Origin of the sequence: Nocardia sp. XZ_19_385, from assembly GCF_015355755.1 — a bacterium.
Classification (GTDB): domain Bacteria; phylum Actinomycetota; class Actinomycetes; order Mycobacteriales; family Mycobacteriaceae; genus Nocardia.
The window spans coordinates 1,583,627-1,608,142 of the sequence record NZ_JACVEE010000002.1 but is presented as its reverse complement, the minus strand read 5'-3'; the positions used below and the strand labels follow the sequence as shown (position 1 = coordinate 1,608,142).

General features: G+C 67.5%; 26 protein-coding genes. 13 read left to right on the top strand and 13 right to left on the bottom strand.

The window, feature by feature from the left end; genetic code table 11:
- Positions 1-245 precede the first annotated feature (245 nt).
- The 5 genes from IBX22_RS20245 to IBX22_RS20225 form a co-directional block, all read right to left on the bottom strand.
- Positions 246-1,277, bottom strand: coding sequence for a hypothetical protein (locus tag IBX22_RS20245; protein ID WP_228538892.1), 1,032 nt, complete (start codon positions 1,275-1,277; stop codon positions 246-248).
- Entirely contained in the window at positions 1,274-1,789 is a 516-nt protein-coding gene (locus IBX22_RS20240; RefSeq protein ID WP_194817087.1) for an ImmA/IrrE family metallo-endopeptidase, read from the bottom strand. The genes IBX22_RS20245 and IBX22_RS20240 overlap by 4 nt, the downstream gene beginning before the upstream one ends.
- An 11-nt stretch (positions 1,790-1,800) precedes the next feature.
- Complete coding sequence (locus tag IBX22_RS20235) at positions 1,801-3,105, bottom strand: hypothetical protein (RefSeq protein ID WP_194817086.1); 1,305 nt, start codon at positions 3,103-3,105, stop codon at positions 1,801-1,803.
- Between the two features lie 235 nt (positions 3,106-3,340).
- Positions 3,341-4,252 carry an SDR family oxidoreductase gene (locus IBX22_RS20230; protein WP_194817085.1) on the bottom strand — a complete coding sequence of 304 codons (912 nt, stop codon included), beginning with the start codon at positions 4,250-4,252 and terminating at the stop codon, positions 3,341-3,343.
- 30 nt (positions 4,253-4,282) lie between these two features.
- Entirely contained in the window at positions 4,283-5,062 is a 780-nt protein-coding gene (locus tag IBX22_RS20225; RefSeq protein WP_194817084.1) for an SDR family oxidoreductase, read from the bottom strand.
- 69 nt (positions 5,063-5,131) lie between these two features.
- Between IBX22_RS20225 and IBX22_RS20220 the strand changes: the two genes are divergently transcribed.
- The 6 genes from IBX22_RS20220 (at position 5,132) to IBX22_RS20195 (ending at position 9,274) form a co-directional block, all read left to right on the top strand.
- Positions 5,132-5,896, top strand: coding sequence for an enoyl-CoA hydratase family protein (locus tag IBX22_RS20220; RefSeq protein ID WP_194817083.1), 765 nt, complete (start codon positions 5,132-5,134; stop codon positions 5,894-5,896).
- Positions 5,897-6,772, top strand: coding sequence for a CoA transferase subunit A (locus IBX22_RS20215; RefSeq protein ID WP_194817082.1), 876 nt, complete (start codon positions 5,897-5,899; stop codon positions 6,770-6,772).
- The gene (locus IBX22_RS20210; protein ID WP_194817081.1) at positions 6,769-7,527 is read left to right on the top strand and encodes a CoA-transferase subunit beta; all 759 of its coding nucleotides are present in this window, start codon (positions 6,769-6,771) and stop codon (positions 7,525-7,527) included. The genes IBX22_RS20215 and IBX22_RS20210 overlap by 4 nt, the downstream gene beginning before the upstream one ends.
- Positions 7,524-8,615, top strand: a complete 1,092-nt coding sequence (locus IBX22_RS20205; RefSeq protein ID WP_194817080.1) for a nitronate monooxygenase family protein — start codon at positions 7,524-7,526, stop codon at positions 8,613-8,615. Before IBX22_RS20210 ends, IBX22_RS20205 begins: the two co-directional genes overlap by 4 nt.
- A 126-nt stretch (positions 8,616-8,741) precedes the next feature.
- Entirely contained in the window at positions 8,742-9,011 is a 270-nt protein-coding gene (locus tag IBX22_RS20200; RefSeq protein ID WP_228538891.1) for a type II toxin-antitoxin system Phd/YefM family antitoxin, read from the top strand.
- Positions 9,008-9,274, top strand: coding sequence for a Txe/YoeB family addiction module toxin (locus IBX22_RS20195; protein WP_305082261.1), 267 nt, complete (start codon positions 9,008-9,010; stop codon positions 9,272-9,274). The genes IBX22_RS20200 and IBX22_RS20195 overlap by 4 nt, the downstream gene beginning before the upstream one ends.
- A 54-nt stretch (positions 9,275-9,328) precedes the next feature.
- Here the strand turns inward: IBX22_RS20195 and IBX22_RS20190 are convergent, their stop codons facing one another.
- The gene (locus IBX22_RS20190; RefSeq protein ID WP_194817078.1) at positions 9,329-10,087 is read right to left on the bottom strand and encodes an SDR family oxidoreductase; all 759 of its coding nucleotides are present in this window, start codon (positions 10,085-10,087) and stop codon (positions 9,329-9,331) included.
- A gap of 102 nt (positions 10,088-10,189) precedes the next feature.
- On the opposite strand from IBX22_RS20190, the gene IBX22_RS20185 reads away from it, so the two are divergent.
- The gene (locus tag IBX22_RS20185) at positions 10,190-11,098 is read left to right on the top strand and encodes a helix-turn-helix transcriptional regulator (protein WP_194817077.1); all 909 of its coding nucleotides are present in this window, start codon (positions 10,190-10,192) and stop codon (positions 11,096-11,098) included.
- Between the two features lies 1 nt (position 11,099).
- Here IBX22_RS20185 and IBX22_RS20180 read toward each other — a convergent pair whose 3' ends face one another.
- The 5 genes from IBX22_RS20180 to IBX22_RS20160 all read right to left on the bottom strand — a co-directional run bounded on the left by IBX22_RS20180 (position 11,100) and on the right by IBX22_RS20160 (position 15,960).
- On the bottom strand, positions 11,100-12,281 hold the full coding sequence (locus IBX22_RS20180) for an acetyl-CoA C-acetyltransferase (RefSeq protein WP_194817076.1): 1,182 nt from the start codon (positions 12,279-12,281) through the stop codon (positions 11,100-11,102).
- Between the two features lie 13 nt (positions 12,282-12,294).
- The gene (locus IBX22_RS20175) at positions 12,295-12,915 is read right to left on the bottom strand and encodes a TetR/AcrR family transcriptional regulator (protein WP_194817075.1); all 621 of its coding nucleotides are present in this window, start codon (positions 12,913-12,915) and stop codon (positions 12,295-12,297) included.
- A gap of 76 nt (positions 12,916-12,991) precedes the next feature.
- Positions 12,992-13,723, bottom strand: a complete 732-nt coding sequence (locus tag IBX22_RS20170; protein WP_194817074.1) for a hypothetical protein — start codon at positions 13,721-13,723, stop codon at positions 12,992-12,994.
- 251 nt (positions 13,724-13,974) lie between these two features.
- Positions 13,975-14,769, bottom strand: coding sequence for an SDR family oxidoreductase (locus IBX22_RS20165; RefSeq protein WP_194817073.1), 795 nt, complete (start codon positions 14,767-14,769; stop codon positions 13,975-13,977).
- Positions 14,770-15,960, bottom strand: a complete 1,191-nt coding sequence (locus tag IBX22_RS20160; protein WP_194817072.1) for an acyl-CoA dehydrogenase family protein — start codon at positions 15,958-15,960, stop codon at positions 14,770-14,772.
- Positions 15,961-16,036: 76 nt separating this feature from the next.
- Here IBX22_RS20160 and IBX22_RS20155 point away from each other — a divergent pair, with 76 nt between their 5' ends.
- The 6 genes from IBX22_RS20155 to IBX22_RS20130 all read left to right on the top strand — a co-directional run bounded on the left by IBX22_RS20155 (position 16,037) and on the right by IBX22_RS20130 (position 22,500).
- A complete protein-coding gene (locus tag IBX22_RS20155) occupies positions 16,037-17,593 on the top strand; it encodes a FadD3 family acyl-CoA ligase (protein WP_309234699.1) in 1,557 nt (518 codons plus the stop codon).
- A complete protein-coding gene (locus tag IBX22_RS20150) occupies positions 17,590-18,462 on the top strand; it encodes an enoyl-CoA hydratase (protein WP_194817071.1) in 873 nt (290 codons plus the stop codon). The genes IBX22_RS20155 and IBX22_RS20150 overlap by 4 nt, the downstream gene beginning before the upstream one ends.
- Positions 18,463-19,605, top strand: coding sequence for an acyl-CoA dehydrogenase family protein (locus IBX22_RS20145; protein ID WP_194817070.1), 1,143 nt, complete (start codon positions 18,463-18,465; stop codon positions 19,603-19,605). It begins immediately after the preceding gene.
- Positions 19,602-20,633 carry an acyl-CoA dehydrogenase family protein gene (locus tag IBX22_RS20140; RefSeq protein WP_194817069.1) on the top strand — a complete coding sequence of 344 codons (1,032 nt, stop codon included), beginning with the start codon at positions 19,602-19,604 and terminating at the stop codon, positions 20,631-20,633. Before IBX22_RS20145 ends, IBX22_RS20140 begins: the two co-directional genes overlap by 4 nt.
- Complete coding sequence (locus IBX22_RS20135) at positions 20,630-21,682, top strand: acyl-CoA dehydrogenase family protein (protein ID WP_194817068.1); 1,053 nt, start codon at positions 20,630-20,632, stop codon at positions 21,680-21,682. The genes IBX22_RS20140 and IBX22_RS20135 overlap by 4 nt, the downstream gene beginning before the upstream one ends.
- Positions 21,683-21,750: 68 nt before the next feature.
- Complete coding sequence (locus IBX22_RS20130) at positions 21,751-22,500, top strand: DUF427 domain-containing protein (protein WP_194817067.1); 750 nt, start codon at positions 21,751-21,753, stop codon at positions 22,498-22,500.
- On the opposite strand, the gene IBX22_RS20125 is transcribed toward IBX22_RS20130, so the two are convergent.
- Together IBX22_RS20125 and IBX22_RS20120 are read right to left on the bottom strand one after the other, a co-directional pair.
- Positions 22,501-22,749, bottom strand: coding sequence for a hypothetical protein (locus IBX22_RS20125; protein WP_194817066.1), 249 nt, complete (start codon positions 22,747-22,749; stop codon positions 22,501-22,503). It abuts the gene before it with no gap.
- A gap of 104 nt (positions 22,750-22,853) precedes the next feature.
- Positions 22,854-24,179: a hypothetical protein gene (locus IBX22_RS20120; protein ID WP_194817065.1), complete on the bottom strand. Its 1,326-nt coding sequence runs from the start codon at positions 24,177-24,179 to the stop codon at positions 22,854-22,856.
- Positions 24,180-24,516: the final 337 nt, after the last annotated feature.

The following is a 24,516-nucleotide window of genomic DNA, read 5'->3' as shown; positions in this document are numbered from 1 at the left end:
GACGGCTGTCGGGGGCGTCGGCGGTGGTGTGTGTAAGGCGGGCTCCTTTGGGGTGCCCGACGTATTACCCATGTGTCTTCGAACTCAGTTGGCCAGGGGGGTATGCGTCGTAGCAGCTGAGTCCGGCTCGGCCATAGGCCGTGCCGGATTTTCTGCTGCCCGAGTCGAATTCGATTCCGACGCTAGATCAGACCAATTGGGCTGTTCCGGCAAACTCGGCCGAGATGTACTTGCAAATGAAATCGTCACCCGTGCGCGGAGTTCCGCGCCGGCGCTTCCACACCGCTGTAGGCGTCGAAGGAGCGGGCGATGGCCTGCACCCAGCCGCGCGGGCTGATACCCTCCGGCGGCGCGATCCAGCGCGAGTCACACACGATGTCGCCCAAGGGGTTTCGGGCCCACTCGGCCACCAGGTCGGCTCGCTCGACGATCGAGGCGGGCGGCTTACCCGCTGCCACCAGCTCGACACCGCCACCGGACTGCAGATACAGCGCGTCCATGATCTGGGCGACCTGATCGGAAGCCTTGAGCTGCGTGGAGGTTCCGGTCTGATCGTGCGCGAGCACCTCGGGGAAGCGGCCGATCATCAAGCGGTGCAACTCCCGGATCTGGCGCAGCAGCACCCGCGCGCGCAGCCACAGCTCCACCACGATCCAGATCGCACCGAAAGCTATTAGCAGCGCGGCGATTTCCCACACCGGCCAGCCCCATGTCGGCAGACCCGGTGCGGCACGGGGCGCTTCGATGAGCGCGCGCCGAATGTTGAAGGCCGACAACACCGCAACGACCGCGGTGCCGGTCGTATAGATGGCGATGCCGCGCCCGAGGGTGGTCCAGTCGAGATTGCGCACACCGGTGGTGACGATGAACAGGCAGGCGATCACCACATACGCCCAGCCGAAGGTGTAGGACCAGGCGAGCGCGACGATCATGGTGAGGACACCGCCGGCGTAGATGTAGGACGCGATGCGCCCCAGGTTCCGCCGCGATACCACCGGCCAGGCCGCCGCCGCGACCACGGAGGTGGCGGTCGTGAACAGGATCCACGCAGAAACCACGACGCCGTCGGAAAGCAGGCCCGCGTGCAGCCCGCGCGGCAGCAAATTGTCGATGGCCAAAGCGATTTCGGGCACGGCGACGGTGGCGGCGAGGGCGACGGACGCGACCGCGACCACGATCGCCACCCGCGCCGTGGTCGCCGGTTTGACCAGCACCCGGCCCACCCGCGCACCGGCGGCCATCCACACCAGCATGGCTGTCAACCACAAGGTCATCATCCGAGTGCCTCGTCGAATCGAAGGACCGAGACGCCTGCGCCCCGGGTGTTGAACACACGCAGCCGGGTCATCAGCATGGCCGCGAAGGTCTCGGCCTCCCATTCGGCCTGTTCGTCGGCTCCGTCGTCGAGGATCTGCTGGTGCGCCCGCTGGCTGAGCATGTAGGCGATCAGATCGTCGCTGGCCTCCAGGGTGACCTCGGGGGCCGGTGCGCCCTCGTGGTCGAAAATGATGTGGCCGAGTTCGTGCGCGAGGGTGTGCTCGCGGCTGGGCAGCGCCGCCGCCAGCACGATCACGTCGCGGTCCGGATAGAGCCGTCGCTGTCCGCAGACGCCGGGACCCAAATGGGCACTGGCGATTTCGATCTCCCGATCACGTTCCCGGGCGATCGCCTCGACCACTTCGTCGAGGGTGCAGGCATCGAAATCGGCGGCGACCGCGCACACCGCGTCGACCGCGGCGGCCACCCGGCGGTAGGACCGCGCGCTGTTCTGAATCTTGCTTTCACTCATGCCGTTGCCCCTCACGACCTGGGTCCGAAGAACTCGGCACGTGCGGCATCGATGCGCGCCTGAGCTGCCGACGCGCTCTGGAAACTCACTGCGCCCGAACCGGTTCCGGCCAGTGCGAGCGCGATCAGGCCGCCGATGACGGTGAGCGCGTTCGGCTCGGGCAGCCCGTCGTTCGCCGAGGTCGGGCGGACATCAGGGTTCGGTTTCGCCGGGGCGGCGGGCGGCGCCGGCGGAGGCGGTGGTGGCGGAGGCGGCGCGGGTGCTTCCGGCGGAATCTGTTGTGGCGCAGGCGCGGCCACGACGGGAAGCGGGAGCTGCGGTACCGCGGGTACGGGCACGGACGGTGCGGGCGGGATCACCATCGGCACGCTCGGCGCGGGCGGGGCGGGCACGGGCACCGGCGGGATCGGAATCAACAGCAGCAGAAGCGGAGTCGCGGAACCGACCGCGGCCGAACCGACTGCGGCGGAGCCCACCGCGGCGGAGCCGACACCGGCCGAACCGACAGCGGCGGAACCTACGCCCGCCGAACCAACTGCGGCAGAACCGGTTCCGAGCACCGCCGAGCCGGTGCCGGCGAGTGCCGCCGAGCCCGTCCCGAGGATTACGCCCAATCCGGCCGAACCGGAGCCGAGGACGACGCCGAGTCCGGCGGAACCGGTACCGAGCGCCAGACCCAGCCCAGCCGAACCGGTACCGAGCACTACGCCGAGACCGGCCGAGCCGGTACCGAGGACGACTCCCAAACCGGCGGAGCCGGTACCGAGCACCGCACCGAGACCAGCAGAACCGGTACCGAGCGCCAGACCCAGCCCGGCTGAACCGGTACCGAGCACCGCGGCCGTACCGGCCGAGCCGGTGGCGAGGGCGGCAGAACCGGTACCGAGCACGGTGCCGACACCGGCCGAGCCGGTGCCGACGACCGCGGAGCCTGCCGCAGAACCGGTGCCGAGGATTACGCCGAGACCGGCGGAGCCCGTGCCGAGCAGCGCACCGAGTCCGGCGGCCGAGCCGGAGCCGACCGCCTGGGTCGGCTGAATCGGGCTCTCGGCTACGTCGGTGGGTTCGGAGACGACGGGCGCCTGCTGCCCCGGAATCGTCATCGGCGTCCACTGTTCCGCGATTTCCGGTGCATCCGGCTCCGGACAACCAGCGCTCAACGAACATCCGGGCTGTGCCAGCACATCGGCCTGTGCCGGTGCCTCGGGACTGACGCGGCCGTCGGGCTGCGCCAAGGCGGCCACGGGCCCGAGTAGCGCGAAGCCGGAAACCAGCCCAGCTACCGCGACAACTCGCATCGTGCGACCAATGGCCATGCGCCAGCCTTCCCCTTCATCACATACAGCGCAGTTTCACTTGCCCGGTCGCAACACTCTCCGGGACTTATACGGACGGGATATAAGACTAGTCGGCCCTGCGATCTTGCGCAGAGAGACCGCGGAACTGTGACGGGGCCCGCTAGCTGCGCCGCAGGCGATTTGCGTCACACAAGCGTCGAGCCCCGCGCACGAAAGGTGCGCGGGGCTCGAAGAAGTGGGCGTTGACCGGGGATCAGGCGCCGTAGACCGGCTCGGGCGGCACAGCTTTCGCGAGCAGATCCTGGACCACGGGGCCGAGTTCGGCGGGCTCCCAGCGGGCGCCCTTGTCCACCGCCGCGCCGTGCCGCCAGCCGTCGGCCACGGCGATCTTGCCGGCTTCGACCTCGAACATCCGCCCGGTGATGCCCGCGGACTCGCCGCTACCCAGCCAAACCACGAGCGGCGAAACGTTTTCCGGCGCCATGGCGTCGAAGCCGCCCGCCTCGGGCGCGGCCATCGTCTCCGCGAACACGGTTTCGGTCATGCGGGTGCGCGCGGCCGGGGCGATCGCGTTCACGGTCACGCCGTAGCGCCCGAATTCGGCGGCGGCAGTGAGGGTCAGGCCCGCGATGCCGGCCTTGGCGGCGCCGTAGTTGCTCTGGCCGACACTGCCCTGCAGACCCGCGCCGGAGCTGGTGTTGATGATGCGCGCATCGACCGGATTGCCCGCTTTGCTTTCCGCGCGCCAGTATTCGATCGCGTGACGCATGGTGGCGAAGTGGCCCTTGAGGTGCACGCGAATCACCGCGTCCCACTCGTCCTCGGAGAGGTTGGCCAGCATCCGGTCGCGCACGAAGCCCGCGTTGTTGACCAGCACGTCCAACTTGCCGAAGGTGTCGATGGCGGTGCGGATCAGATTGCGCGCGCCGTCCCAGTCGGCGATGTCGTCGCCATTGGCCACGGCCTCGCCGCCGAGCGCCTTGATCTCCGAAACCACCTGCTGGGCCGGGGTTTCGGCGGTCGCGTCGCCGTTCAGCGCGGAGCCGAGGTCATTGACGACCACCTTCGCGCCCACGGCGGCGAAGGCCAGCGCGTGCGCCCGCCCGATGCCGCGGCCCGCGCCGGTGACGATAACGACGCGCCCGGCGCAGATCTGGGTGCTCATACCTGTTGTCCCTCTTTCGTATTCATTGATTCAGCGGTGCTCGACCGTGGCGGCCGCGAGGAAGGCCGGGCGCTCACCGCCGCCGTGCACCAGCAGGGTCGCGCCGCTGACGTAGGCGGCCAGCGGTGAGGCGAGGAAGGCGGCGCAGTGTCCGATGTCCTCGGGGCGGGCCAGCCGGCCCAGCGGAATGGTCTCGGCGACCGCGGCGATGCCGTTCTGGTCGCCGTAGTGCAGTTCGCTCTGCTCGGTTTCGACCAGCCCGACGACCAGCGAATTCACCCGAACCTTCGGCGCCCACTCCACCGACAGCGACTGGGTCAGGCTGTCGATGCCCGCCTTGGCCGCGCCGTAGGCCGCGGTGCCCGGCGAGGGCCGGTGCCCGCTGACGCTGGAAACCATCACGATCGAGCCGCCGTCCGGCTGCTCCTGCATCACCGCGTTGGCGATTTGCGAAACCAGCAGCGGAGCAAGCAGGTTCAGCTCCACGATCTTCGAATGGAAGTTCTTGCTGGCCTGTGCGGCGAGCGCGAAAGGCGCGCCGCCCGCATTGTTGACCACGTGATCGAGGCGGCCGTGCTTGCGCACGATGGTCTCGATCAGCCCGTTGACCGAATCCGCGTCCCGCACATCGCAGGGCAGATATTCGATTTCCCGTCCGTCGCTGGACACCGGCGCTTCGGCCGGGCGGCGCGCACAGGCGATGACGGTCGCGCCCGCCGCGAGGAAGGCCTTGCTCACTCCGGCGCCGACGCCTCGCACACCGCCGGTGACGAGAACAACGCGGCCGGACAGGTCGATTTCGAGAGCCACCGTGCTAACCTACCAAGCAACTGCTTGCTTCGGCAATGCTCAGGCCTCCACAGCACGATGGGACATTCGATGGGGATCAACCGTCACACCGAAACCGCAGGCGTTGAAGTCGTCACGGTCGACTATCCGCCGGTCAATGCCCTGCCTTCGGACGGCTGGTTCGCCCTCGCCGACGCCATCCGGGCGGCCGGGCGCGACCCGGAGACCCGGGTCGTCGTGCTGCGCGCCGAGGGGCGCGGCTTCAACGCGGGTGTCGACATCAAGGAAATGAACGAGGACGTCGGCCACGCCAAGCTGATCGCGGCCAACCACGGCTGCTTCGAAGCCTTCGCCGCCGTCTACGACTGCCAGGTTCCGGTGGTCACCGCCGTCAACGGCTTCTGCCTCGGCGGCGGCATCGGCCTGGTCGGCAACTCCGATGTCATCGTCGCCTCCGACGACGCGACCTTCGGCCTCCCCGAGGTCGATCGCGGCGCGCTCGGCGCGGCCACCCACCTGGCCCGGCTGGTCCCCCAGCATCTGATGCGGACCATGTTCTACACCGCGGGCAAGCTCACCGCCCAGCAGCTGCATCACTTCGGCTCGGTCTACAAGGTGGTGCCGCGGGCCGAACTCGACGCCGCCGCAATGGAAGTCGCGAAGAACATCGCGAACAAGGACCGCCGCGTCATCCGCGCCGCCAAGAAGGCGCTCAACGGCATCGACGTGCAGGACGTGCACCGGTCCTACCGCTTCGAGCAGGGCTTCACCATGGAGCTCAACCTCGCCGGTGTGGCCGATGAGATCCGGGCGCGCTTCGACGACGACCTGGCCGCACAGAAGAAGGGGAAGTAGATGCGCGACAAGCGAATGTCGCTCGACGATGTGGTCGGCGAGCTGCGCAGCGGGATGACGATCGGCATCGGCGGCTGGGGTTCCCGGCGCAAGCCGCTCGCCTTCGTCCGCGCGCTCTTGCGTTCGGACATCAAGGATTTGACCGTCGTCACCTACGGCGGGCCGGATCTGGGTCTGCTGTGTTCGGCGGGCAAGGTGCGAAAGGCCTACTACGGCTTCGTTTCCCTGGATTCCGCGCCGTTCTACGATCCGTGGTTCGCCAAGGCGCGCACCGGCGGCGAGATCACCGTGCGCGAAATGGACGAGGGCATGGTCAAGTGCGGCCTGCAAGCCGCCGCGGCGCGGCTGCCCTTCCTGCCCATCCGCGCCGGATTGGGTTCCGCCGTAATCGATTTCTGGGAGGGCGAGCTGCGGACCGTGCAGTCGCCGTACCCGACCGACGGCAAGACCGAAACCCTGGTCGCCATGCCCGCGCTGAACCTCGATGCCGCGTTCGTCCATCTGGATCTGGCCGACAAGCACGGCAATGCCGCCTACACCGGCGTCGACCCCTACTTCGACGATCTGTACTGTCTGGCCGCCGAGCGCCGCTATCTGTCGGTGGACCGGCTGGTGGAGACCGAGGAGCTGGTGAAAGCCGTTCCGCAGCAGTCGATCATCCTGAACCGGATGATGGTCGACGGCGTGGTCGAGGCGCCGGGCGGCGCGCACTTCACCTTCTCCGGCAGCTACGGCCGCGACGAGAAGTTCCAGCGCCACTACGTCGAAGCCGCCAAGACGCCCGAGTCGTGGGCCGAGTTCAAGGCGCGGTACCTGGATGTGTCCGAGGACGAATACCAGGCCGCCGTCCGCGCTTTCGCCGAGGAGCAGAAGTGAGCACAACTGAGACGATCACCCGGGCCGAGGTCTGCGTCGTCGCCGCGGCCGAAATCTTCCGTGGCGCGGGCGAAATCATGGCCAGCCCGATGTCCACCGTCACCACCATCGGCGCGCGCCTGGCCCGGCTCACCTTCGAGCCGGATCTGCTGCTCTCCGACGGTGAGGCGCTGTTCTTCGCCGAGGTGCCCGCGATCGGCGGCAAGGCTCCGATCGAGGGCTGGATCCCGTTCTCCAAGGTGTTCGACGTGGTCGCCTCCGGCCGCCGCCACGTGGTGATGGGCGCCAACCAGATCGACCGGCACGGCAACCAGAATCTGTCGGCTTTCGGTGCGCTGCAGCAGCCTTCGCGGCAGATGTTCGGTGTGCGCGGCGCGCCCGGCAACACCATCAACCATGCCACCAGTTACTTCGTGCCCAAGCACAACCGGCGCGTGTTCGTGGAGGCCGTGGATATCGTCTCCGGAATCGGTTACGACAAGATCGATCCCGAGAACCCGGCTTACCGGTTCCACCATCTGCACCGGGTGGTGTCCAACCTGGGCGTCTTCGACTTCAACGGCCCGGACCACACCCTGCGCGCGCTGTCGCTGCACCCGGGTGTGACCGCGGGTGAGGTCGCCGAGAACACGTCGTTCGAGATCGCCGGGCTCGGCGAAGCTGGCGAGACCCGTTGGCCCACCGACGAAGAGCTGCGGATCATCCGTACCGTCCTCGATCCCAGAGGTTTCCGGGAGAAGGAGGTCCAGGCATGACCGGGCGTCTGCACACGCCGCTCACCGAGCTGGTCGGCATCGAGCACCCGATCGTGCAGACCGGCATGGGCTGGGTCGCCGGACCGAGCCTGGTGTCCGCCACCGCCAATGCGGGCGGGCTGGGCATCCTGGCCTCGGCCACCATGACCTTCGAAGAGCTCGAAGCGGCCATCGCGAAGACCAAGTCGCAGACCGACAAACCGTTCGGCGTGAACATCCGCGCCGACGGCTTCGACGCCGCCGAGCGCTGCGAGCTGATGATCCGCGAGGGTGTGAAGGTCGCCTCCTTTGCCCTTGCGCCCAAGAAAGAGCTCATCGCGCGGCTCAAAGACAATGGCGTGGTGGTGGTTCCCTCCATCGGCGCGGCCAAGCATGCGGTGAAAGTCGCATCCTGGGGCGCCGACGCGGTGATCGTGCAGGGCGGTGAGGGCGGTGGGCATACCGGCTCCGTCGCGACCACGCTGCTGCTGCCGTCCGTGCTCGACGCGGTGGACATTCCGGTGATCGCCGGTGGCGGCTTCTTCGACGGACGCGGCCTGGCCGCCGCACTCGCCTACGGGGCGGCCGGCGTCGCCATGGGCACCCGATTCCTGCTCACTCAGGAGAGCAGCGTGCCGGAGGCGGTCAAGCGGGAGTACCTGACCCGTGGCCTCCAGGACACGGTCGTCTCCACGAGGGTGGACGGCATGCCGCACCGCGTGCTCAACACCGAACTGGTGCAGAAGCTGGAGCACTCCGGCCGGGCCCGCGGATTCGCCGCCGCTGCCGCCAATGCGCTGAAGTTCAAGGGCATGACCGGCATGAAGTGGTCGACCATCGTCAAGGATGGTCTCGCCATGCGTAAGCACAAGGACCTCACCTGGTCCCAGGTGATCATGGCCGCCAACACACCCATGCTGCTCAAAGCCGGTCTGGTGGACGGCAATACGCAAGCGGGTGTGCTGGCCTCCGGCCAGGTCACCGGCATAATCGAGGATCTGCCCACGGTCGAGGAACTGATCGACCGCATCATCACCGACGCGCTGGCCCGCATCAGCGCGATCTCCGCACTTCCCGTCGAATCCCCAGCGGCCGCAACCCAGCCCTGAACAATCCGAAAGGCTCCTCCGATCCACGAGAGCGGAGGAGTCTTTCACTATGACGTACTGGATCAAGTACTGAATTGCTACGATGGTGTGGTTACCGCGAAGCTGAGAGGACCCACCATGCAGGCCATGCACCAGAGCGCCGCGCGGGAGAATTTCACGGCGATACTCGATGCCGCGACCGAAGACCACGACGAAGTGATCATCACTCGGTCCGGTGGCAAGAGTTCCGCTGTCGTGATCTCGCTGGCCGAATACAACTCGATGAAGGAAACCGCCCATCTGCTCGGCAATCCCGCAAACGCCGCGTGGCTGGCCAAGGGCATTGCGCAGTACCGGGCAGGTGAAGGCGAGGTGCGGGAACTGGTCGATGTCGAGACCGAGGACACCGACGAATGACCCGCAAAGTGATCTTCATGAGCACCGGATGGGCTGACTACAAGTCGTGGCTTGCCGATGACCGTCGAATGGTAGGGAAAATCAACCGCCTGATCGACGACATCGTGCGCAACGGCAACGCCGAGGGTATCGGTAAGCCTGAACCGCTGCGCGCGAATCTATCCGGATTCTGGTCGCGGAGAATCGACCAGGAGCACCGGCTGGTGTACGTGGCTACCGACGACGATGTCTCGATCATCGCCTGTCGCGGCCACTACGAATGACAGACTCCGCGATCAAGGGCGCCTCCGACCCATAGACCGGAGGCGCCCTTTCGGTTACCAGGGCAGGGTGCCGAACACCGTGTCGTCCTCCGCGCCCCACCGGTAGCCCCAGAGCTGGCCGGTCGGTCCGTCGGCGGGCAAGGTGGCCAGCTCGACGCTGACCTGAGCGCCCTGTTCGGCGGTGCGGAAGCCGCTGTTGCCGTTGAAGTCGGTGGCGCAGTAGCCGGGGTTGGCGGCGTTGACTTTGATCGGGGTGTCCCAGAGTTCCTTGGCGTACATGGCGGTGACCATGTTGAGCGCGGCCTTGGAGGCGGGGTAGGAGATGGCGGCGGCAGACCACATCGGGCTCTGCTGGTCCATCAGGAACCCGATAGAACCGACCTCACTGGACACCTGGACGATGCGGGCAGCCGGGGCGTTGCGCAGCAGCGGCAGCATGGCGTTGGTCACCGCGACGATGCCGAAGACGTTGGTTTCGAAGACCTCCCGCAGGCTGTCCAGGTTGGTTTCCGACGGCTTGTCGAAACTGCCGCCCGAGATACCGGCGTTGTTCACCAGGACGTCCAAGCGGCCGAATTCCGCCGCGATCCAGGCGGCGGCCCGGGTGCTGGAATCGGTGTCGGTGGCGTCGATTTCGAGCACCCGCGCATCGATCCCCGCGGCGCGCAATTTATCCGCGGCCTCGGCGCCGCGTGCCGCCGAGCGGGCCCCCACCAGGACGGTGAATCCGCGCTCGCCGAGCAGGCGGGCGGTCTCGTAGCCGATGCCCCTGTTGGCACCGGTAATCAGGGCGATCTGCTTCGTTGTTGTCATGGGACCAAGCCTGGCACCGCGAGAACACCCTGGGGAGGACCACTTCAGCCTGGTACAGGCTGTACCACCCAGCACCGTGCCGATGCCCCCGATACTGGAGAGGTGACCGATCGAACCGAGCTCGCGAAGTTCTTGCGTGCCCATCGCGCCAAGCTGCACCCGGCCGACGTAGGCCTGCCCGAAACCGGTCAGCGCCGCACACCCGGACTGCGCCGCCAGGAAGTGGCGCAGTTGGCGGGTATTTCGGTGGATTACTACATCCGGATGGAGCAGGCGCGCGGCGCGAAGCCCTCGCGGCAGGTACTGGCCGCGGTCGGGCGGGCGCTGCTGCTCAGTACCGACGAACGCGAGTATCTGTTCCGGATCGCCGGCGAGAATCCGCCGGCCGTGGTCGGGCCGAATCGCACTGTCGCGCAACCGGTCCGGGTGCTGCTCGACAATATGGCAGTGCCCGCCTACGTGGTGGACGCCTGCTACGACATCCTGGCGTGGAATCGGATGGCCGTCCCGTTCATCGGCGATCTCGCGCGGGTTCCCGAAGCCGACCGGAACATGGTGCGCTGGATGTTCCGGCTGCCCGACGACGCCGAACCGTGGTCGGAACCGGCGTCGGTGAACTTCGCCCGCTCCACCGTCGCCGACCTGCGCGCGGTCTACGCCCGCCACCCGGGCAATCCGGCCCTCGCCGCGCTGGTCACCGAATTGCTCGGTACCTCGCGACGTTTCGCGCAGATGTGGGCGGATCAATGCGTCGAGGTGCGGCGCGGGCACCACAAACGGATCCGGCATCCCGAGCTCGGCGAACTCGCCTTCGACTGCCAGGTACTGACCATCTCCGACAGCGATCAGCGCATGATCGTCTACTGCCCGGAGCCCGGCTCCCCCACCGCCGCCGTCTTCACGCACATCGCCGCCTCGGTCGCGGCGCCGCACGGCCCGTCGATCTGCCCGAACGCCACACCGGGCGCGTTGTCCACCGCCGACGCGACGTTCGGGGTCGACATCACCTAGCTCAAAGACGCTCGATAATGGTGACGTTGGCGGTGCCGCCACCCTCGCAGATGGTGAGCAGGCCGTAGCGGCCGTTCACCCGCTCCAACTCGTTCAGCAGCGTCGCGAAAAGCTTCGCGCCGGTGGCGCCCAGCGGATGGCCGAGGGCGATGGCGCCGCCGTTGACGTTCACCTTCTCCGGGTCGATGCCGGTTTCCTTGATCCAGGCCAGCACCACCGGGGCGAAGGCCTCGTTGATCTCGGCGACATCGATGTCGTCGATGGACAGACCGGTCTTCTCCAGCGCCCACTTGGTGGCCGGGATGGGTCCGGTGAGCATCATGATCGGGTCGGCGCCGCGGGCGCTGACGTGGTGGATGCGAGCGCGCGGCTTCAGGCCGTACTCCTGCACCGCCCATTCGGAGGCGAGCAGGGTGGCGCTCGCGCCGTCGGAGATCTGGCTGGCGACGGCGGCGGTCAGCGAGCCGCCCTCGGCCAGCACCTTCAGCCCGGCCATCTTCTCCAGGCTTGTTTCACGTGGGCACTGGTCGATGCTGAAGTCGCCGACCGGGACGATCTCGTTGTCGAAACGGCCGTTCTTGATGGCGTCGCGGGCCCGGTCGTGGCTGCGCAGCGCCCACTGCTCCATCTCCAGCCGGCTGATGCCCCACTTGTCGGCGATCATCTGCGCGCCGTTGAACTGGGACACCTCGCCGGTGCCGTAGCGGTGGTCCCAGCCCTGCGCGCCGACGAACGGGGAATCGAACCCGTACTCCTTGCCCGCGAGCATGGCGGCGGAGATCGGGATGGCACTCATGTTCTGCACACCACCCGCGACGATCACTTCGGCGGTGCCGCTCATGATGGCCTGCGCGCCGAAATTGATGGCCTGCTGGGAGGATCCGCACTGCCGGTCCACCGTGACGCCCGGCACTTCCTCGGGGAAGCCCGCGGTCAGCCAGGCGGTGCGGCCGATGTTGCCGGCCTGCGGGCCGATGTTGTCGACGCAGCCGACGATCACGTCGTCGACCTGGCCCGGGTCGATCGTGCTGCGGTCCAGCAGGCCCTTCAGCACGGCCGCGCCGAGATCGGCCGGGTGCACAGCGGCCAGCGCGCCGTTCTTCTTGCCGACCGGCGTGCGCACAGCGTCGATGACGTAGGCGTCCAGGGCCGGGGCGTACGGGCGGCGGGTGGGTGCAGACATGTGAAGCTCCAAACTACTTGTGCGCGACCGTAAGTCCGTCGAGCACGATGGTCAGATACTGCTTGGCGAGGTTTTCGACGGTGATGGGCCCGCCCGGCTGATACCAGCGGACCGCGACCCACACCGTGTCCCGCAGGAACCGGTAGGCCAGTTCGACGTCGAGTTCGGCCCGGAAACTGCCGTCCGCGACACCGTTGGTGAGCACTTTGTGCCAGAGTTCGCGGAATTCGTTGTTGTATTCGTCGATGTAGGCGAAGCGTTCGGCGCCGCGCAGGCGCTTGGCCTCGGCCTGGTAGATGGCGACCGCGGCGTGGAAGTGGTCGAACGACTCGTAGGAGGCGAGGACCAGGGCTTCCAGGGTGTCGCGCGAACTCAGCCCGGACGTCACGATCTCCCGGTACCGTCCGAACAGATCGTCGAGGAAGCCGCGCAGGATCTCGTCCACCATGGATTCCTTGGAATCGAAGTGGTGGTAGAGGCTGCCGGATAGGATTCCGGCCGCGTCCGCGATATCGCGGACGGTTGTGGCACGCAGCCCGCGCTGGGCGAACAGGTCGGCCGCCAGCAAGAGCAGTTCGTTGCGCCGTGCCGATTTCGAGGCATCTGCTGATTTCGAGGCGTCAGGTGCGGTCACATAACCGATCGTACAACCAAGCATTTGCTTGGTCTAGGGCGGTACGTGTCACCTCGATATTCGCCGGGGCGGGTGCTCAGCGGAACGAGTAGCGTAGGGGCGAGGAAACGGACAGATCGGCCAGCAGCCGATCGCAGATGACCACCGGCGAAATCCCCGCTCGCGCCAGCCGGGCGACCAGCGCCAATCTTCGTTCCGGACTGTCCCATTCGACCGTCAGCGACCCGCGTCCAGGGCCCGCGTCGACTGTCGCCATGACGCGGGGCGGTCCGTCCGGCGTGGGTTCCTCGATCAGCTTGAGGATCATGCCGCGCTGCCACGCGTGATAGGTGTCCATGTCCGCACCGATCACCAATTTGTCGGTGGCAGCGCACAATCCCTGCGCGATCTCGTCGGCGAAAGCCACCCGATCGAAACGGAACTGGCGGCAGCGGCGCACCACCTCGAGCAGATCGGCCCGCACCTCACGCATCAGCGCGGCTTGGCGTTGCCGGCGCCGATCCTGTTCGGAGCCGGCACCGGGCGCATGCTCGAGTCCGATCCGCTTGGCGCGCTCGTGATCTCGCTGCATGTCCTCGCGTAGCGCACCGCGCGGATCGCGCGCGACCTCGCCTTCATCGATCGCGTACTGCTCGAGTATCTGCGCGGCCCGGGTAGCTGTGGCCCGCTCGGAACGGTGGTCCATGAGTTCGGCGCCGAAAGTCAGCGCGGCGAGGACCATGCTGTCCAGTCTGCGCCTGGCCAGCACGACTTCGCGCACCAAATCGAGTTCCAGTTGTTCGCGGGCATGTGGGCGATCCAGGCCCATAGCCATCGCCCCTCACGGGAGTTTGCGGGATCCGACCATCCCCAGCATGGCACACGAAAGGCATCGACACGCAATGGTTTTTCAGCTGAGCGCGTGCCTATAAGCAGCGCAAATAGCGGATGTAGATGGGCGTTCGCACTATTGCGCCGGAATGTTGCGGGACGCCTGGATGACGGACAGAAGGCGCACGGGCCGACCGCGGACAGCGCACTCGCCCCGCGCGGTCGGACCCGCGAACAACCGCTATGAGATCAGGCGCGCTGACTACTGATCGACACCACTTCACCGGTCAGATAAGTCGTGTAATCGCTGGCGAGCATGGCGATGGTGGCCGCCACCTCCCACGGTTCGGCGGCCCGGCCGAAGGCCTCACGCTCGGACAGCGTGTCCAGCAGTTCGGTGGAACTCACCTTGTCGAGGAACGCATGGCGAGCGATGCTCGGTGAAACAGCGTTGATCCGCACACCCAATTCGGCGGCTTCCACGGCACTGCACCGGGTCAGCGCCATCACACCGGCCTTGGCGGCCGCATAGTGGGCTTGACCGTATTGCGCACGCCAGCCGAGCACACTCGCGTTGTTCACGATCACACCGCCGTGCCCGGCCTCGCGGAAGTATCCCAAAGCGGCTCGGGTGCAACGGAAGGTGCCGTTGAGGGTGATGTCGAGGACGCGGTCCCACTGCTCATCGGTCATGTCGACGACGGGGGTCTCGCCGCCGAGCCCGGCGTTGTTGACCATGATGTCGACCCGGCCCAGCGCCTGGGCGGCCCCGCGCACCAGCGCGTTCACCTGCTCGGTGCTCTGCACGTCACACGCGATGGCCGCCACCCGGCGGTCCGGGAATTCGCCCTTGAGTTCGACTTCGGTTTCGGCGAGCCGTCTTTCGTGCCAGTCCGAGACCACGACATCCGCGCCTTCGGCGAGCAGCCTGCGCGCGGTGGCCGATCCGATACCGGTGCCGGCGGCGGCGGTGATGACAGCGGTGCGTCCGGTGAGCAGCCCATGACCGGAAACCGGCTGCGGCGCAACAGAAAGATCGGGCATTTAGCGAGCCTCTCGAGGAAGTCCGAGCACCCGCTCGGAAATGATATTGCGCTGTACCTCGTTCGACCCGCCGTAAATCGTGTCCGCACGGGTGAACAAATACATGCGCTGCCATTCGTTCAAATCGTCGTTGTCGTCGGCGATCAGGCCCTTGGGCCCGAGCACCGCCATGGCGAGTTCGCCGAGGCCGCGATGCCAGTTGGCCCACAGCAGTTTCGACACCGAGGCCTGCCCGCTGTCGTCCACTGCGGCGGTCGCCATGGTGCGCATGGCGTGGGCGCGCATCACCCGCAGGCCGACCCACGCCCGGTCGATCCGGTCCGCGATCAGCGGGTCCTCGGCCGCCCCGGTGCGCCGGGCCAGCGCCTCGATATCGGCGAGCTCCCGCGCGAAGCGGATCTGCTGGCCGAGGGTGGAGACGCCGCGCTCGAAAGCCAGCGTGCCCATCGCGATGCGCCAGCCTTCGCCGGGTTCGCCGACCACGAGATCGGCGGCGGCGCGGGCATTGTCGAAGAAGACCTCGTTGAACTCCGAGGTCCCGGTGAGCTGGATGATCGGGCGCACCTCGATGCCCGGCTGATTCATCGGAACCAGCAGGTAGGACAGGCCCTTGTGGCGGACCGATCCCTTCTCGGTGCGGGCGATGACGAAGCACCAGTCCGCGACATGCGCCAGCGAGGTCCAGATCTTCTGGCCGTTGATGGACCACTCGTCGCCGTCCAGGTGCGCCGAGGTGCTGACCGCGGCCAGGTCCGAGCCGGCGCCGGGTTCGGAGTAGCCCTGGCACCACAGCTCGCTGACGTTGCGCACGCCGGGCAGGAAGCGGTCCTTCTGCGCCTGGGTGCCGAAGGCCAGCAACGTGGGCCCGAGCAGTTCCTCACCGACGTGCGAAACCCGGGCGGGCGCATTGGCCTTGGCGTATTCCTCGTGGAAGATCACCTGCTGGGCGACGGTGGCCTCGCGGCCCCCGTACTCCTTCGGCCAGCCCAGGCAGGTCCACCCCGCCGCGGCCAGGTGCCGGTCCCAGGCCAGGCGCTCATCGTGCGCCTCGTGCTCGCGGCCGGGGCCGCCGAGACCGCACAACTCGCGGAATTCGCCATTGAGGTTCTCGTCCAGCCACTCCCGCACTTCAGCGGAAAAGGCCGCATCCTGTGCGGCGGTACTGGAATCTGAGGTCTGGATCGCAACCACGACGGTAGGATAACCTACCAAGCACTTGCTTTGTTAGCCTCTAGGCGGAACGGCCCAGCGGACGGTGAGGACAACCGTGACAACCCCTGCACAGACGACACCGATGGCACTGCACGACGCCGCGCGGATATATGGCGACGCACCCGCCCTCGCCGACGGCGCGGTCCGGCTGGATTGGAACCAGCTGCTCGGCGCGGTCCAGGAGGTGGCGCGCGCCCTGATCGCGCGCGGGGTACAGCCCGGCGACCGCATCGCCATGTGGGCCCCTAATACCCAGCACTGGGTGGTGGCGGCGCTCGGCGCGCACTACGCGGGCGCAGCTTTGGTCCCGCTGAACACCCGGTATGTGGCCGACGAGGCCGCCGATGTGCTGGAACGGGTGCAGGCGAAAGCGCTGTTCATCGCGGGCACGTTCCTCGGCCGGGATCGGCTGGCCGAATTGCGCGCGGCAGCCCCGGCTTTGACCATCGAGACAGTCGTCGTGATCCCGGTCGAGCCCGAAACTTCGGTGCCGACCGACGCGCACACCTTGAACTTCTCGGATCTGGCGGACATCGCATCGGCGGTATCCGTGGCCGATGCGCAGCAGCGGGCCGAGGCCGTCGGTCCCGACGATCTGTCCGACATCCTCTTCACCTCCGGCACCACCGGGCGCAGCAAGGGCACGCTGGTCGCGCACCGGCAGGCGCTGTCGGTGGTCCGCGCCTGGGCCGAGTGCACCACGTTGAATGCGGACGATCGCTATCTCGTGGTCAGCCCGTTCTTCCATAACTTCGGTTACAAGGCAGGCATGCTGGCGTGCCTGGTGAGCGGGGCGACGATCGTCCCGCAGGTGACTTTCGATGTACCGCAGACGATGCGGCTGGTCAGCGAGGAAAAGATCACCGTGCTGCCCGGGCCGCCGACGATCTATCAGACGATTCTGGACTTCCCGGACCGGGACAAGTTCGATCTGAGCACCCTGCGGGTGGCGGTCACCGGCGCCGCGACGGTGCCGGTGGTGCTGGTCGAGCGGATGCGCTCGGAGCTCCGATTCGATGTCGTCATCACGGGTTACGGCCTTTCCGAGGCCGCCGGGTTCGGGACCATGTGCCGCGCCGACGACGATGCCGAGACCATCGCGAACACCTGCGGACGGCCGATCGCCGATTTCGAACTGCGGCTCAGTGACGGCGGTGAAGTACTGCTGCGCGGGCCGAACGTGATGCTCGGTTACCTCGACGATCCCGAAAGCACCGCGGAGACCATCGATTCCGAGGGCTGGCTGCACACCGGCGATATCGGCACGCTCGACGAGCGCGGATATCTCAAGATCACCGACCGGCTCAAGGACATGTACATCTCGGGCGGGTTCAACGTGTACCCGGCCGAGGTCGAACAGGCGCTGGCGCGGCTCGACGGTGTCGCCGAATCCGCGGTCATCGGCGTGCCCGACACCCGGATGGGTGAGGTCGGCAAGGCGTATGTGGTGCGCAAGCAGGGTGCCGCGCTGACCGAAGAACAGGTGCGCGCCCACGCCGCCACCGTGCTCGCCAATTTCAAGGTGCCGCGGTTCATCGAATTCCGGGACCAGTTGCCCTATAGCGCCGCCGGGAAAGTGCTCAAGCGGCAGTTACGTGAGGAGATCAAATGACGGACGGTGTTCCCGACGAGGGCGAGGTCGTCACCTATGAGGTCCGGGGGCGGGTCGCGATCGTCACGCTGAACCGGCCGGACTATCGCAATGCCCAGAACTCGGTGATGACCTACGCCCTGGACGCGGCTTTCGAGCGCGCCGTCGAAGACCCGGAGGTCGGCGTAATCGTGCTGGCGGGCAACGGGAAACACTTCAGCGCGGGCCACGACATCGGCACGCCGGGCCGCGATCACCATGTGCGGTACCCGAACAAGGCGGCGCTGTGGTGGGACCACACCGACAAGGCCGGCGGCGACCAGCGTTTCGCGCGCGAGACCGAGGTGTACCTCGGTATGTGCCGGCGCTGGCGCGAGATTCCGAAGCCGACCATCGCGATGGTGCAGGGCGCGTGCATCGCGGGCGGGCTGATGCTGGCCTGGGTGTGCGATCTGATCATCGCCTCCGACGACGCGTTCTTCTCCGATCCCGTTGTCCGGATGGGTATTCCGGGTGTCGAGTACTTCGCGCATCCGTGGGTGATGGGCCCGCGTGCGGCCAAGGAATTCCTGTTCACCGGCGACCGGTTCGATGCCGCGCAAGCCAAGGAGTGGGGCATGGTCAACCGCGTCGTGCCGCGCGCCGAACTCGAGGCCGAGACGCTGGCACTGGCCGAAAAGATTTCTGCCATGCCGCAATTCGGATTGGCGCTGACCAAGAAAGCCGTGAACCAGGCCGAAGACCTGATGGGCATGCGCAACGGCATGGACTCGGTGTTCGGTCTGCATCACTTCGCGCACGCGCACAACGCCGAGGTCGGCGCCGATTCGCTGGGCGGGATGAACGCCAAGTCGATGAAGGCCACCGCAACGCAGAACGGGACAACGTAAGTGGATCTGGATTTCGACCAGGCGACCCAGGAATTCCAGCGGGAAGTACGGGATTTCCTGGCCGCCAACAAGCCGTCTACCCCTTTGGCTTCGATGGACACCAAGGCCGGGTTCGAAGCGCACCGCGACTGGGAACGCACTCTCGCCGACGCGCGCCTGTCCGTGGTGTCCTGGGAAGAGAAGTACGGCGGCCGTAGCGCCTCGCTGCTGGAATGGGTGCTGTTCGAGCAGGAGTACTACGCCGCGGGCGCGCCCGGGCGGGTCAGCCAGAACGGCATCTTCCTGCTCGCGCCGACGCTTTTCGAGCACGGCACTCCCGAGCAGCTGGAACGCATCATGCCGCGGATGGCGCGCGGTGACGACATCTGGGCGCAAGCCTGGTCCGAGCCCGAAGCGGGCAGCGATCTGGCCGGCATCCGCTCCACCGCGCGGCGCACCGACGGCGGCTGGCTGCTCAGCGGGCAGAAGACCTGGAGTTCGCGGGCGGCGTTCGCGGACTGGGCCTTCGGGCTCTTCCGCAGCGATCCGGAAGCCGAACGGCACCGCGGCCTCACCTATGTGATGTTCCCGTTGAACGCCGACGGCGTCTCGGTACGCCCGATCCCGCAGCTCGACGGCGAGCCCGGGTTCGCCGAGATCTTCCTCGACGACGTCTTCGTGCCCGATCGCGACGTGATCGGCGCGGTGAACGAGGGCTGGCGGGTGGCCATGAGCACCTCCAGCAACGAGCGCGGCCTGTCGCTGCGCAGCCCCGGCCGGTTCAGCGCGACCGCGCAGCGCCTGGTCGACCTGTGGCTGGAAACCGGGGATCGCACCAATACCGCGCAACGGGACGCGGTGGTGGACGCCTGGCTCGGCAGCGAGGCCTACCGGCTGCACACCTTCGGCACCGTCACCCGGCTCAACGAGGGGGGCAAGCTCGGCGCGGAATCCTCGATCACCAAGGTCTTCTGGTCCGAGCTCGATATCGCCATGCACGAGACCGCCCTGGACGTCCTGGGTTCCGCGGGCGAGCTGGCCGGGCCCTGGACCGACGGCTACCTGTTCTCGCTGTCCGGCCCGATCTACGCCGGTACCAACGAGATTCAGCGCAATATCATCGCCGAGCGGCTGCTCGGACTACCGAGAGGGAGCAGCCGATGAGGTTCGCGCTCAGCCCGGAACAACTCGATTTCGGCACCAGCGTCCGCAAGCTGCTCGACGCCGGGCAGACACCCGCCGCGATCCGCGCCTGGGCGGCCGGTGATCCGCGCGCCGGACGTGCGCTGATCCGTCAGCTCGCGAACTCCGGTGTGCTCGGGCTCGCTATCGACGAGGACAACGGCGGGGTCGGCGCGGAGCCGATCGACCTGGTGGTCGCATTCCTGGAGCTCGGCCGGGCCGGAGTGCCCGGGCCGCTGGTCGAGACCGCTGGCGCGATTCCCGCACTGCTGCAAGCACTTCCGGATGCCGAACTGGCCCAGCGCTGGCTGCCCGGGTTCGCCGAGGGCACCGCGCTCGGCACCATCGCGTTCGCCGCGCCGGACCAGGAACCCGTCGTCCTGGACGCCGATACGGCCGAGGTCGTGCTGGTGGTGGACGGGGCCGAGCTCTGCCAAGCCGAGCACCGGACGCTCGTACGTTCGGTCGACCCGGCACGACGGTTGTTCACCGTCAGCCCGGGCGAGCCGGTGGCCGAGGGCGAGACGGTGGTCGACGCGGCCGCTGTCGCTTTCGACACCGGTGCGCTCGCCTGCGCCGCCCAGCTGCTCGGCGCGGGCCGTGCCCTGCTGCACCAGGCCACCGAATATGCCAAGCAGCGCAAGCAGTTCGGCAAACCGATCGGTGAATTCCAGGCCGTGAAGCAGAAGCTCGCCGACGTGCTGATTGCCTTGGATCTGGCCGAGCCGCTACTCTTCCGAGCCGCACTGACCATGGGCGAGTCCACGCGCAGTCGCGACGTCTCGGCCGCCATAATCACCTGTGGCGACGCGGCTTACGCGGCGGCGCGGGCGGCCCTGCAGGTGCACGGTGCCATCGGCTACACCGCCGAATACGACCTATCGCTGTGGCTGACCAAGGTAACCGCCCTCCGATCCGCTTGGGGCACAACAGACCTACATCGCTCCCGAATCGCCCGCGCCCTACGCGACGAAGCGATCCAAGACCGCGCCCTGCGAGGCGAAGCATGACCAGCGCGGAACACCAGGAATTCACCGCCTCCGTGCGCGCGCTGCTCACCAAGCACGCGGGCAGCGCCGCCGTGCGTGCCGGGAGTGAGTCCGACCTCGGTTACGACGCCGCGCTGTGGCAGCGGCTCTGCGAGCAGATCGGCGTTGCGGCGCTCGCGATTCCGGAGGAGTACGACGGGATCGGGGCCTCGCTGCTCGAATCTCTGTTGGTGGTCGGCGAATTGGGCCGCACCCTGGCCGATGTGCCGATGCTCGGTTCCGCCGTGCTGGGCGCGCAAGCGGTGCTGCTTTCCGGTGACACCGAGGCGTGCGCCCGGCTGCTGCCGGGCGTGGCGGAGGGCAGCCGGACGATCACCGTGTGCTGGGCCGGGGCGAACGGCTGGGACGAATTCGGCGTCCACGCCGTTGGCGAGACCCTGAGCGGGGCAGCCCATTACGTGCTCGGCACACACGCCGACACACTGATCGTCGTCACCTCGGACGGTTTGTTCGAGGTCGCCGCCGACGCCGTCGGTGTCACCCGGCGTGCGGTTGCCACCATGGATCCCACGCGCAAACTGGCCGAGATCACCTTCGACGGTGTGACCGGTCGGCGCCTCGGCACCGCGGAGCCCGCCGCGATCATCGCGCGGCTGCGCGAAATCGCCTGGGCCGCAGTCGCTGCCGAGCAGGTCGGTGCCATGGAACAGTGCTTGGAGACGACGGTCGAATACACCAAGTCCCGGGTCCAGTTCGGCCGCGCCATCGGCAGCTTCCAGGCGCTCAAGCACCGCATGGCCGACATGTACGTGCTGCTGGAGTCGGCGAAGTCGGCCGCGCAGGCGGCGGCCGTCGCCGTCGCCGAGAACAGCCCGTCGGCCGCGGAAGACGTGTGGGCCGCCCGCCTGCACTGCTCGGAGGCGTTCACCCAGATCGTCGCCGAAACCGTGCAGTTGCACGGCGGCATTGCCATCACCTGGGAACACGACGCGCACCTGTTCTTCAAGCGCGCCCACGGGGACGCACAGCTTTTCGGTAATCCGCGCAGGCCTCTCGCCCACACCGCGTAGCTCCCGTCGTCCCGGCGTGCCGTTCGCTTGCGCCGGGACGACGGGCCGCAGGCGTACGGTCGAGAGGTATGAGCGATGCGACTGGCGCCGTGAAGATAGAGCACATTCACAAGCGGGTCCGGGTGTATCTCGGTGGCCATCTGGTGGCCGACAGCCGCCGGCCAGCGCTGGTGTGGGAGCACCCTTATTACCCGACCTATTACCTGCCCGCGGTGGACCTGCACGCGAAACTCGAGCCGAGCAGCGGTGCGAACCACTCCCCCGCGCTCGGCACGGGTACGGGATACGACGTGGTCGTCAACGGCATCACCGCCGAGAATGCCGCACTGCGCTACCACGATTCGCCGGTGCCCGGCCTGAACGAAATGGTCCGGCTGGAGTGGAATGCGATGGACGAGTGGTTCGAGGAAGACGAACCGGTCTACGTCCACCCGCGCGATCCGTATTCGCGGGTCGACATCCTGGCGAGCTCACGCCATGTCCGAGTGGAAATCGACGGTGTCACCGTCGCCGATTCCCGTGCACCGCGCATTCTCTTCGAAACCGGCTTACCGCCACGGTATTACCTGCCGCTGACCGATGTCCGCATGGATCTTCTGCAAGACTCCGACACCCACTCCAGCTGCCCGTACAAAGGCAACGCGGACTACTGGAACGTGCGCGTCGACGACAACGAATACGCCGATTACGTGTGGATCTATCGCACCCCGGTGCCGGAGAGCCAAAAGATCCAAGGCCTCGCCTGCTTCTACAACGAAAAGGTCGACATCTACCTCGACGGCGAACTACAGGACCGCCCGCACAGCCCCTTCTCCTGATCAGCGACGCCGGCAGCGCCAGCGCGGTGGGCGCGGCGCGCGGCGGTAGACGTCCGCGGTGATGCGAGCGCCCTGGGAGTTGGTCACGTGGAAGTATTGGCCGCCGATTTGGGCAGCGGCGCGGGCGATTTCGTCGATCGAGCCGTGAAAGTCCCCGGCGCCGATCCGGGACAGTTTCAGCTCGACCGCACCCACCCGATCGAAACCGCGCTCCGGCGCCTGGTCGAGTTCTTCCGCCATGGTTCGCACAGCTCCACTGTCGACCGGAATGCGCGGCGCAGTCAAGGTGCTGGGCTGGAAATAGTCGAAGGCCCGGTCGCACGACCGGGCCCTCGCAGGGTTGAGCTAACGCGTCAGAGCACGGGCAGCGGCCCGGCCAGCTCGAGCGTCTGCGCCGTCTGTCCCGGCTGTTCGGCCAGCCAAGGGAACACCGGGGTCAGCTGCTCGGAGAGACCGCTGACGGTGACCACCTTCGCGACCTCGCCCTCGGCGACTCGCTTCGCCACATCGCCCTGCAGCCTCAAGGTGTTGTAAGCGTTGATGCCCGAGGCGATTCCGACCGGGATACCGAGCAGGAGCGCGCCCGCCGTAGTGCCGATCGTGCCGAGCAGTGCGGCGCCGGCAAGGCAGCCACCGAGCGTGCCGACCGCGATACCCGGGATGGAGGACAGGCTGCCCGCTCCCGCGCCGCCGAAGAGGCCGATCAGACAGCCGATGGACAGACCGGCAGCGCCGCCGATGAGCCCGCCGATACTGACCGCCAACCCGAACTGGGTGGCCACGGCGCTGTAGGCGTCATTGATGTCCTTCTGCCGCTGCACCGCCGGATTGTCGTCGATCTCCTGGTTGCCGCTGAGCGGCACCGTAGCGGGCACCTGGCAGATCGGCGGCGGCAACTCGTCGGCCGTCAGCGCGGCCTCGACGTTCTCCTTCGTCAGCTGCGAAACCGGCACGGTGCCGGGCGGGCACGGCACCGCCGCGTTCGGCCAGATCGCCATCGGCGAACCGAAGGTGAGGGTGTTGCCCAGCATGTAGCGACCCTGCGCGTCGAGCACCTGGAAATTGTTGATCGGCTGCCAGCGGCGTTCACCGTCGGGCCCGGGCATGAGGTGGTCCGGATCCGGGCCGGTTCCCGGGGCCTGCACGGTGACGCTGCCCATCGGAGTGTTCAGGAATGCCGAGTTGTCCGAGAGATCACCGGTGTAATCCCAGCCCGGAAGGGGCGAAACCTGGACCCGGGACAACCCCTCCCGCACCGCCCGGTCGTGCGGCGTCTCCTCCGGCAGCACCTGCGGCAGCGGCGGCGGGACCTCGTGACCGAAGGGCACATGGTGCAGGTCCTGACCCTTTTCGCCGAGCAGCACGTTGCCCGCGCGATCCCGCACCTGGAAGTGCTCGCTGCCGACGAAGGTGACCGAGCCGTCCGGGCCGTAGATCGTGGACACCCGGTTGTAAGCGCTGCTGCGCATCCGGACTCCGGGCAGGAGCTCCCAGTCGTCCTCCCCGCACTCCGCGGGACGCGGCGGGATCGGGGCCGCGGGATTTCCCCAATCCTCCAGTGGCGGACAGTCGATCGACGCCGGGCCGGTGATCGGCGGCACCGCGTAGGCGGGTGCCGCGGCAACGGTGATGGCCGCGGCGGTCATCGCCGCGATACCGATAGCTGGGCCAATTCTCAACGGAACCTCGCATCCATTACGCAGTGGGAATACCTCGAGCGGAACGAACTTCAGATAAACCGGAGAACCATTTCGGACATCAGGCCGACAGCGCCTGAACGGTACCGCACGAGCAGCCGCCAGACCGCGATCAATGGCGGTTTTGCTCCGGCGCGTCGGTATTGTCTTGGAGCCCGGCCGTATTCACGTTTGAAGGCTTTGCGAATTCGAATTCGAACTCTCGCGACCGTCGCGGAGAAACTCTGGGCGAGGGTCGCACGGGAGCGGCCCTCGCATCGGGGTGCGCCCGCTCCTATACTGCAAGGGCAACCCCGGGTCGCTCGGGCTCACGCCCGAC

Excerpts from the sequence above, each read along its gene's own strand:
- IBX22_RS20245 (WP_228538892.1), bottom strand. The coding sequence starts at position 1,277 with ATGATGACCTTGTGGTTGACAGCCATGCTGGTGTGGATGGCCGCCGGT.
- IBX22_RS20240 (WP_194817087.1), bottom strand. The coding sequence starts at position 1,789 with ATGAGTGAAAGCAAGATTCAGAACAGCGCGCGGTCCTACCGCCGGGTG.
- IBX22_RS20235 (WP_194817086.1), bottom strand. The coding sequence starts at position 3,105 with ATGGCCATTGGTCGCACGATGCGAGTTGTCGCGGTAGCTGGGCTGGTT.
- IBX22_RS20230 (WP_194817085.1), bottom strand. The coding sequence starts at position 4,252 with ATGAGCACCCAGATCTGCGCCGGGCGCGTCGTTATCGTCACCGGCGCG.
- IBX22_RS20220 (WP_194817083.1), top strand. The coding sequence starts at position 5,132 with ATGGGGATCAACCGTCACACCGAAACCGCAGGCGTTGAAGTCGTCACG.
- IBX22_RS20215 (WP_194817082.1), top strand. The coding sequence starts at position 5,897 with ATGCGCGACAAGCGAATGTCGCTCGACGATGTGGTCGGCGAGCTGCGC.
- IBX22_RS20205 (WP_194817080.1), top strand. The coding sequence starts at position 7,524 with ATGACCGGGCGTCTGCACACGCCGCTCACCGAGCTGGTCGGCATCGAG.
- IBX22_RS20200 (WP_228538891.1), top strand. The coding sequence starts at position 8,742 with ATGCACCAGAGCGCCGCGCGGGAGAATTTCACGGCGATACTCGATGCC.
- IBX22_RS20195 (WP_305082261.1), top strand. The coding sequence starts at position 9,008 with ATGACCCGCAAAGTGATCTTCATGAGCACCGGATGGGCTGACTACAAG.
- IBX22_RS20190 (WP_194817078.1), bottom strand. The coding sequence starts at position 10,087 with ATGACAACAACGAAGCAGATCGCCCTGATTACCGGTGCCAACAGGGGC.
- IBX22_RS20180 (WP_194817076.1), bottom strand. The coding sequence starts at position 12,281 with ATGTCTGCACCCACCCGCCGCCCGTACGCCCCGGCCCTGGACGCCTAC.
- IBX22_RS20170 (WP_194817074.1), bottom strand. The coding sequence starts at position 13,723 with ATGGGCCTGGATCGCCCACATGCCCGCGAACAACTGGAACTCGATTTG.
- IBX22_RS20165 (WP_194817073.1), bottom strand. The coding sequence starts at position 14,769 with ATGCCCGATCTTTCTGTTGCGCCGCAGCCGGTTTCCGGTCATGGGCTG.
- IBX22_RS20150 (WP_194817071.1), top strand. The coding sequence starts at position 17,590 with ATGACGGACGGTGTTCCCGACGAGGGCGAGGTCGTCACCTATGAGGTC.
- IBX22_RS20140 (WP_194817069.1), top strand. The coding sequence starts at position 19,602 with ATGAGGTTCGCGCTCAGCCCGGAACAACTCGATTTCGGCACCAGCGTC.
- IBX22_RS20135 (WP_194817068.1), top strand. The coding sequence starts at position 20,630 with ATGACCAGCGCGGAACACCAGGAATTCACCGCCTCCGTGCGCGCGCTG.
- IBX22_RS20130 (WP_194817067.1), top strand. The coding sequence starts at position 21,751 with ATGAGCGATGCGACTGGCGCCGTGAAGATAGAGCACATTCACAAGCGG.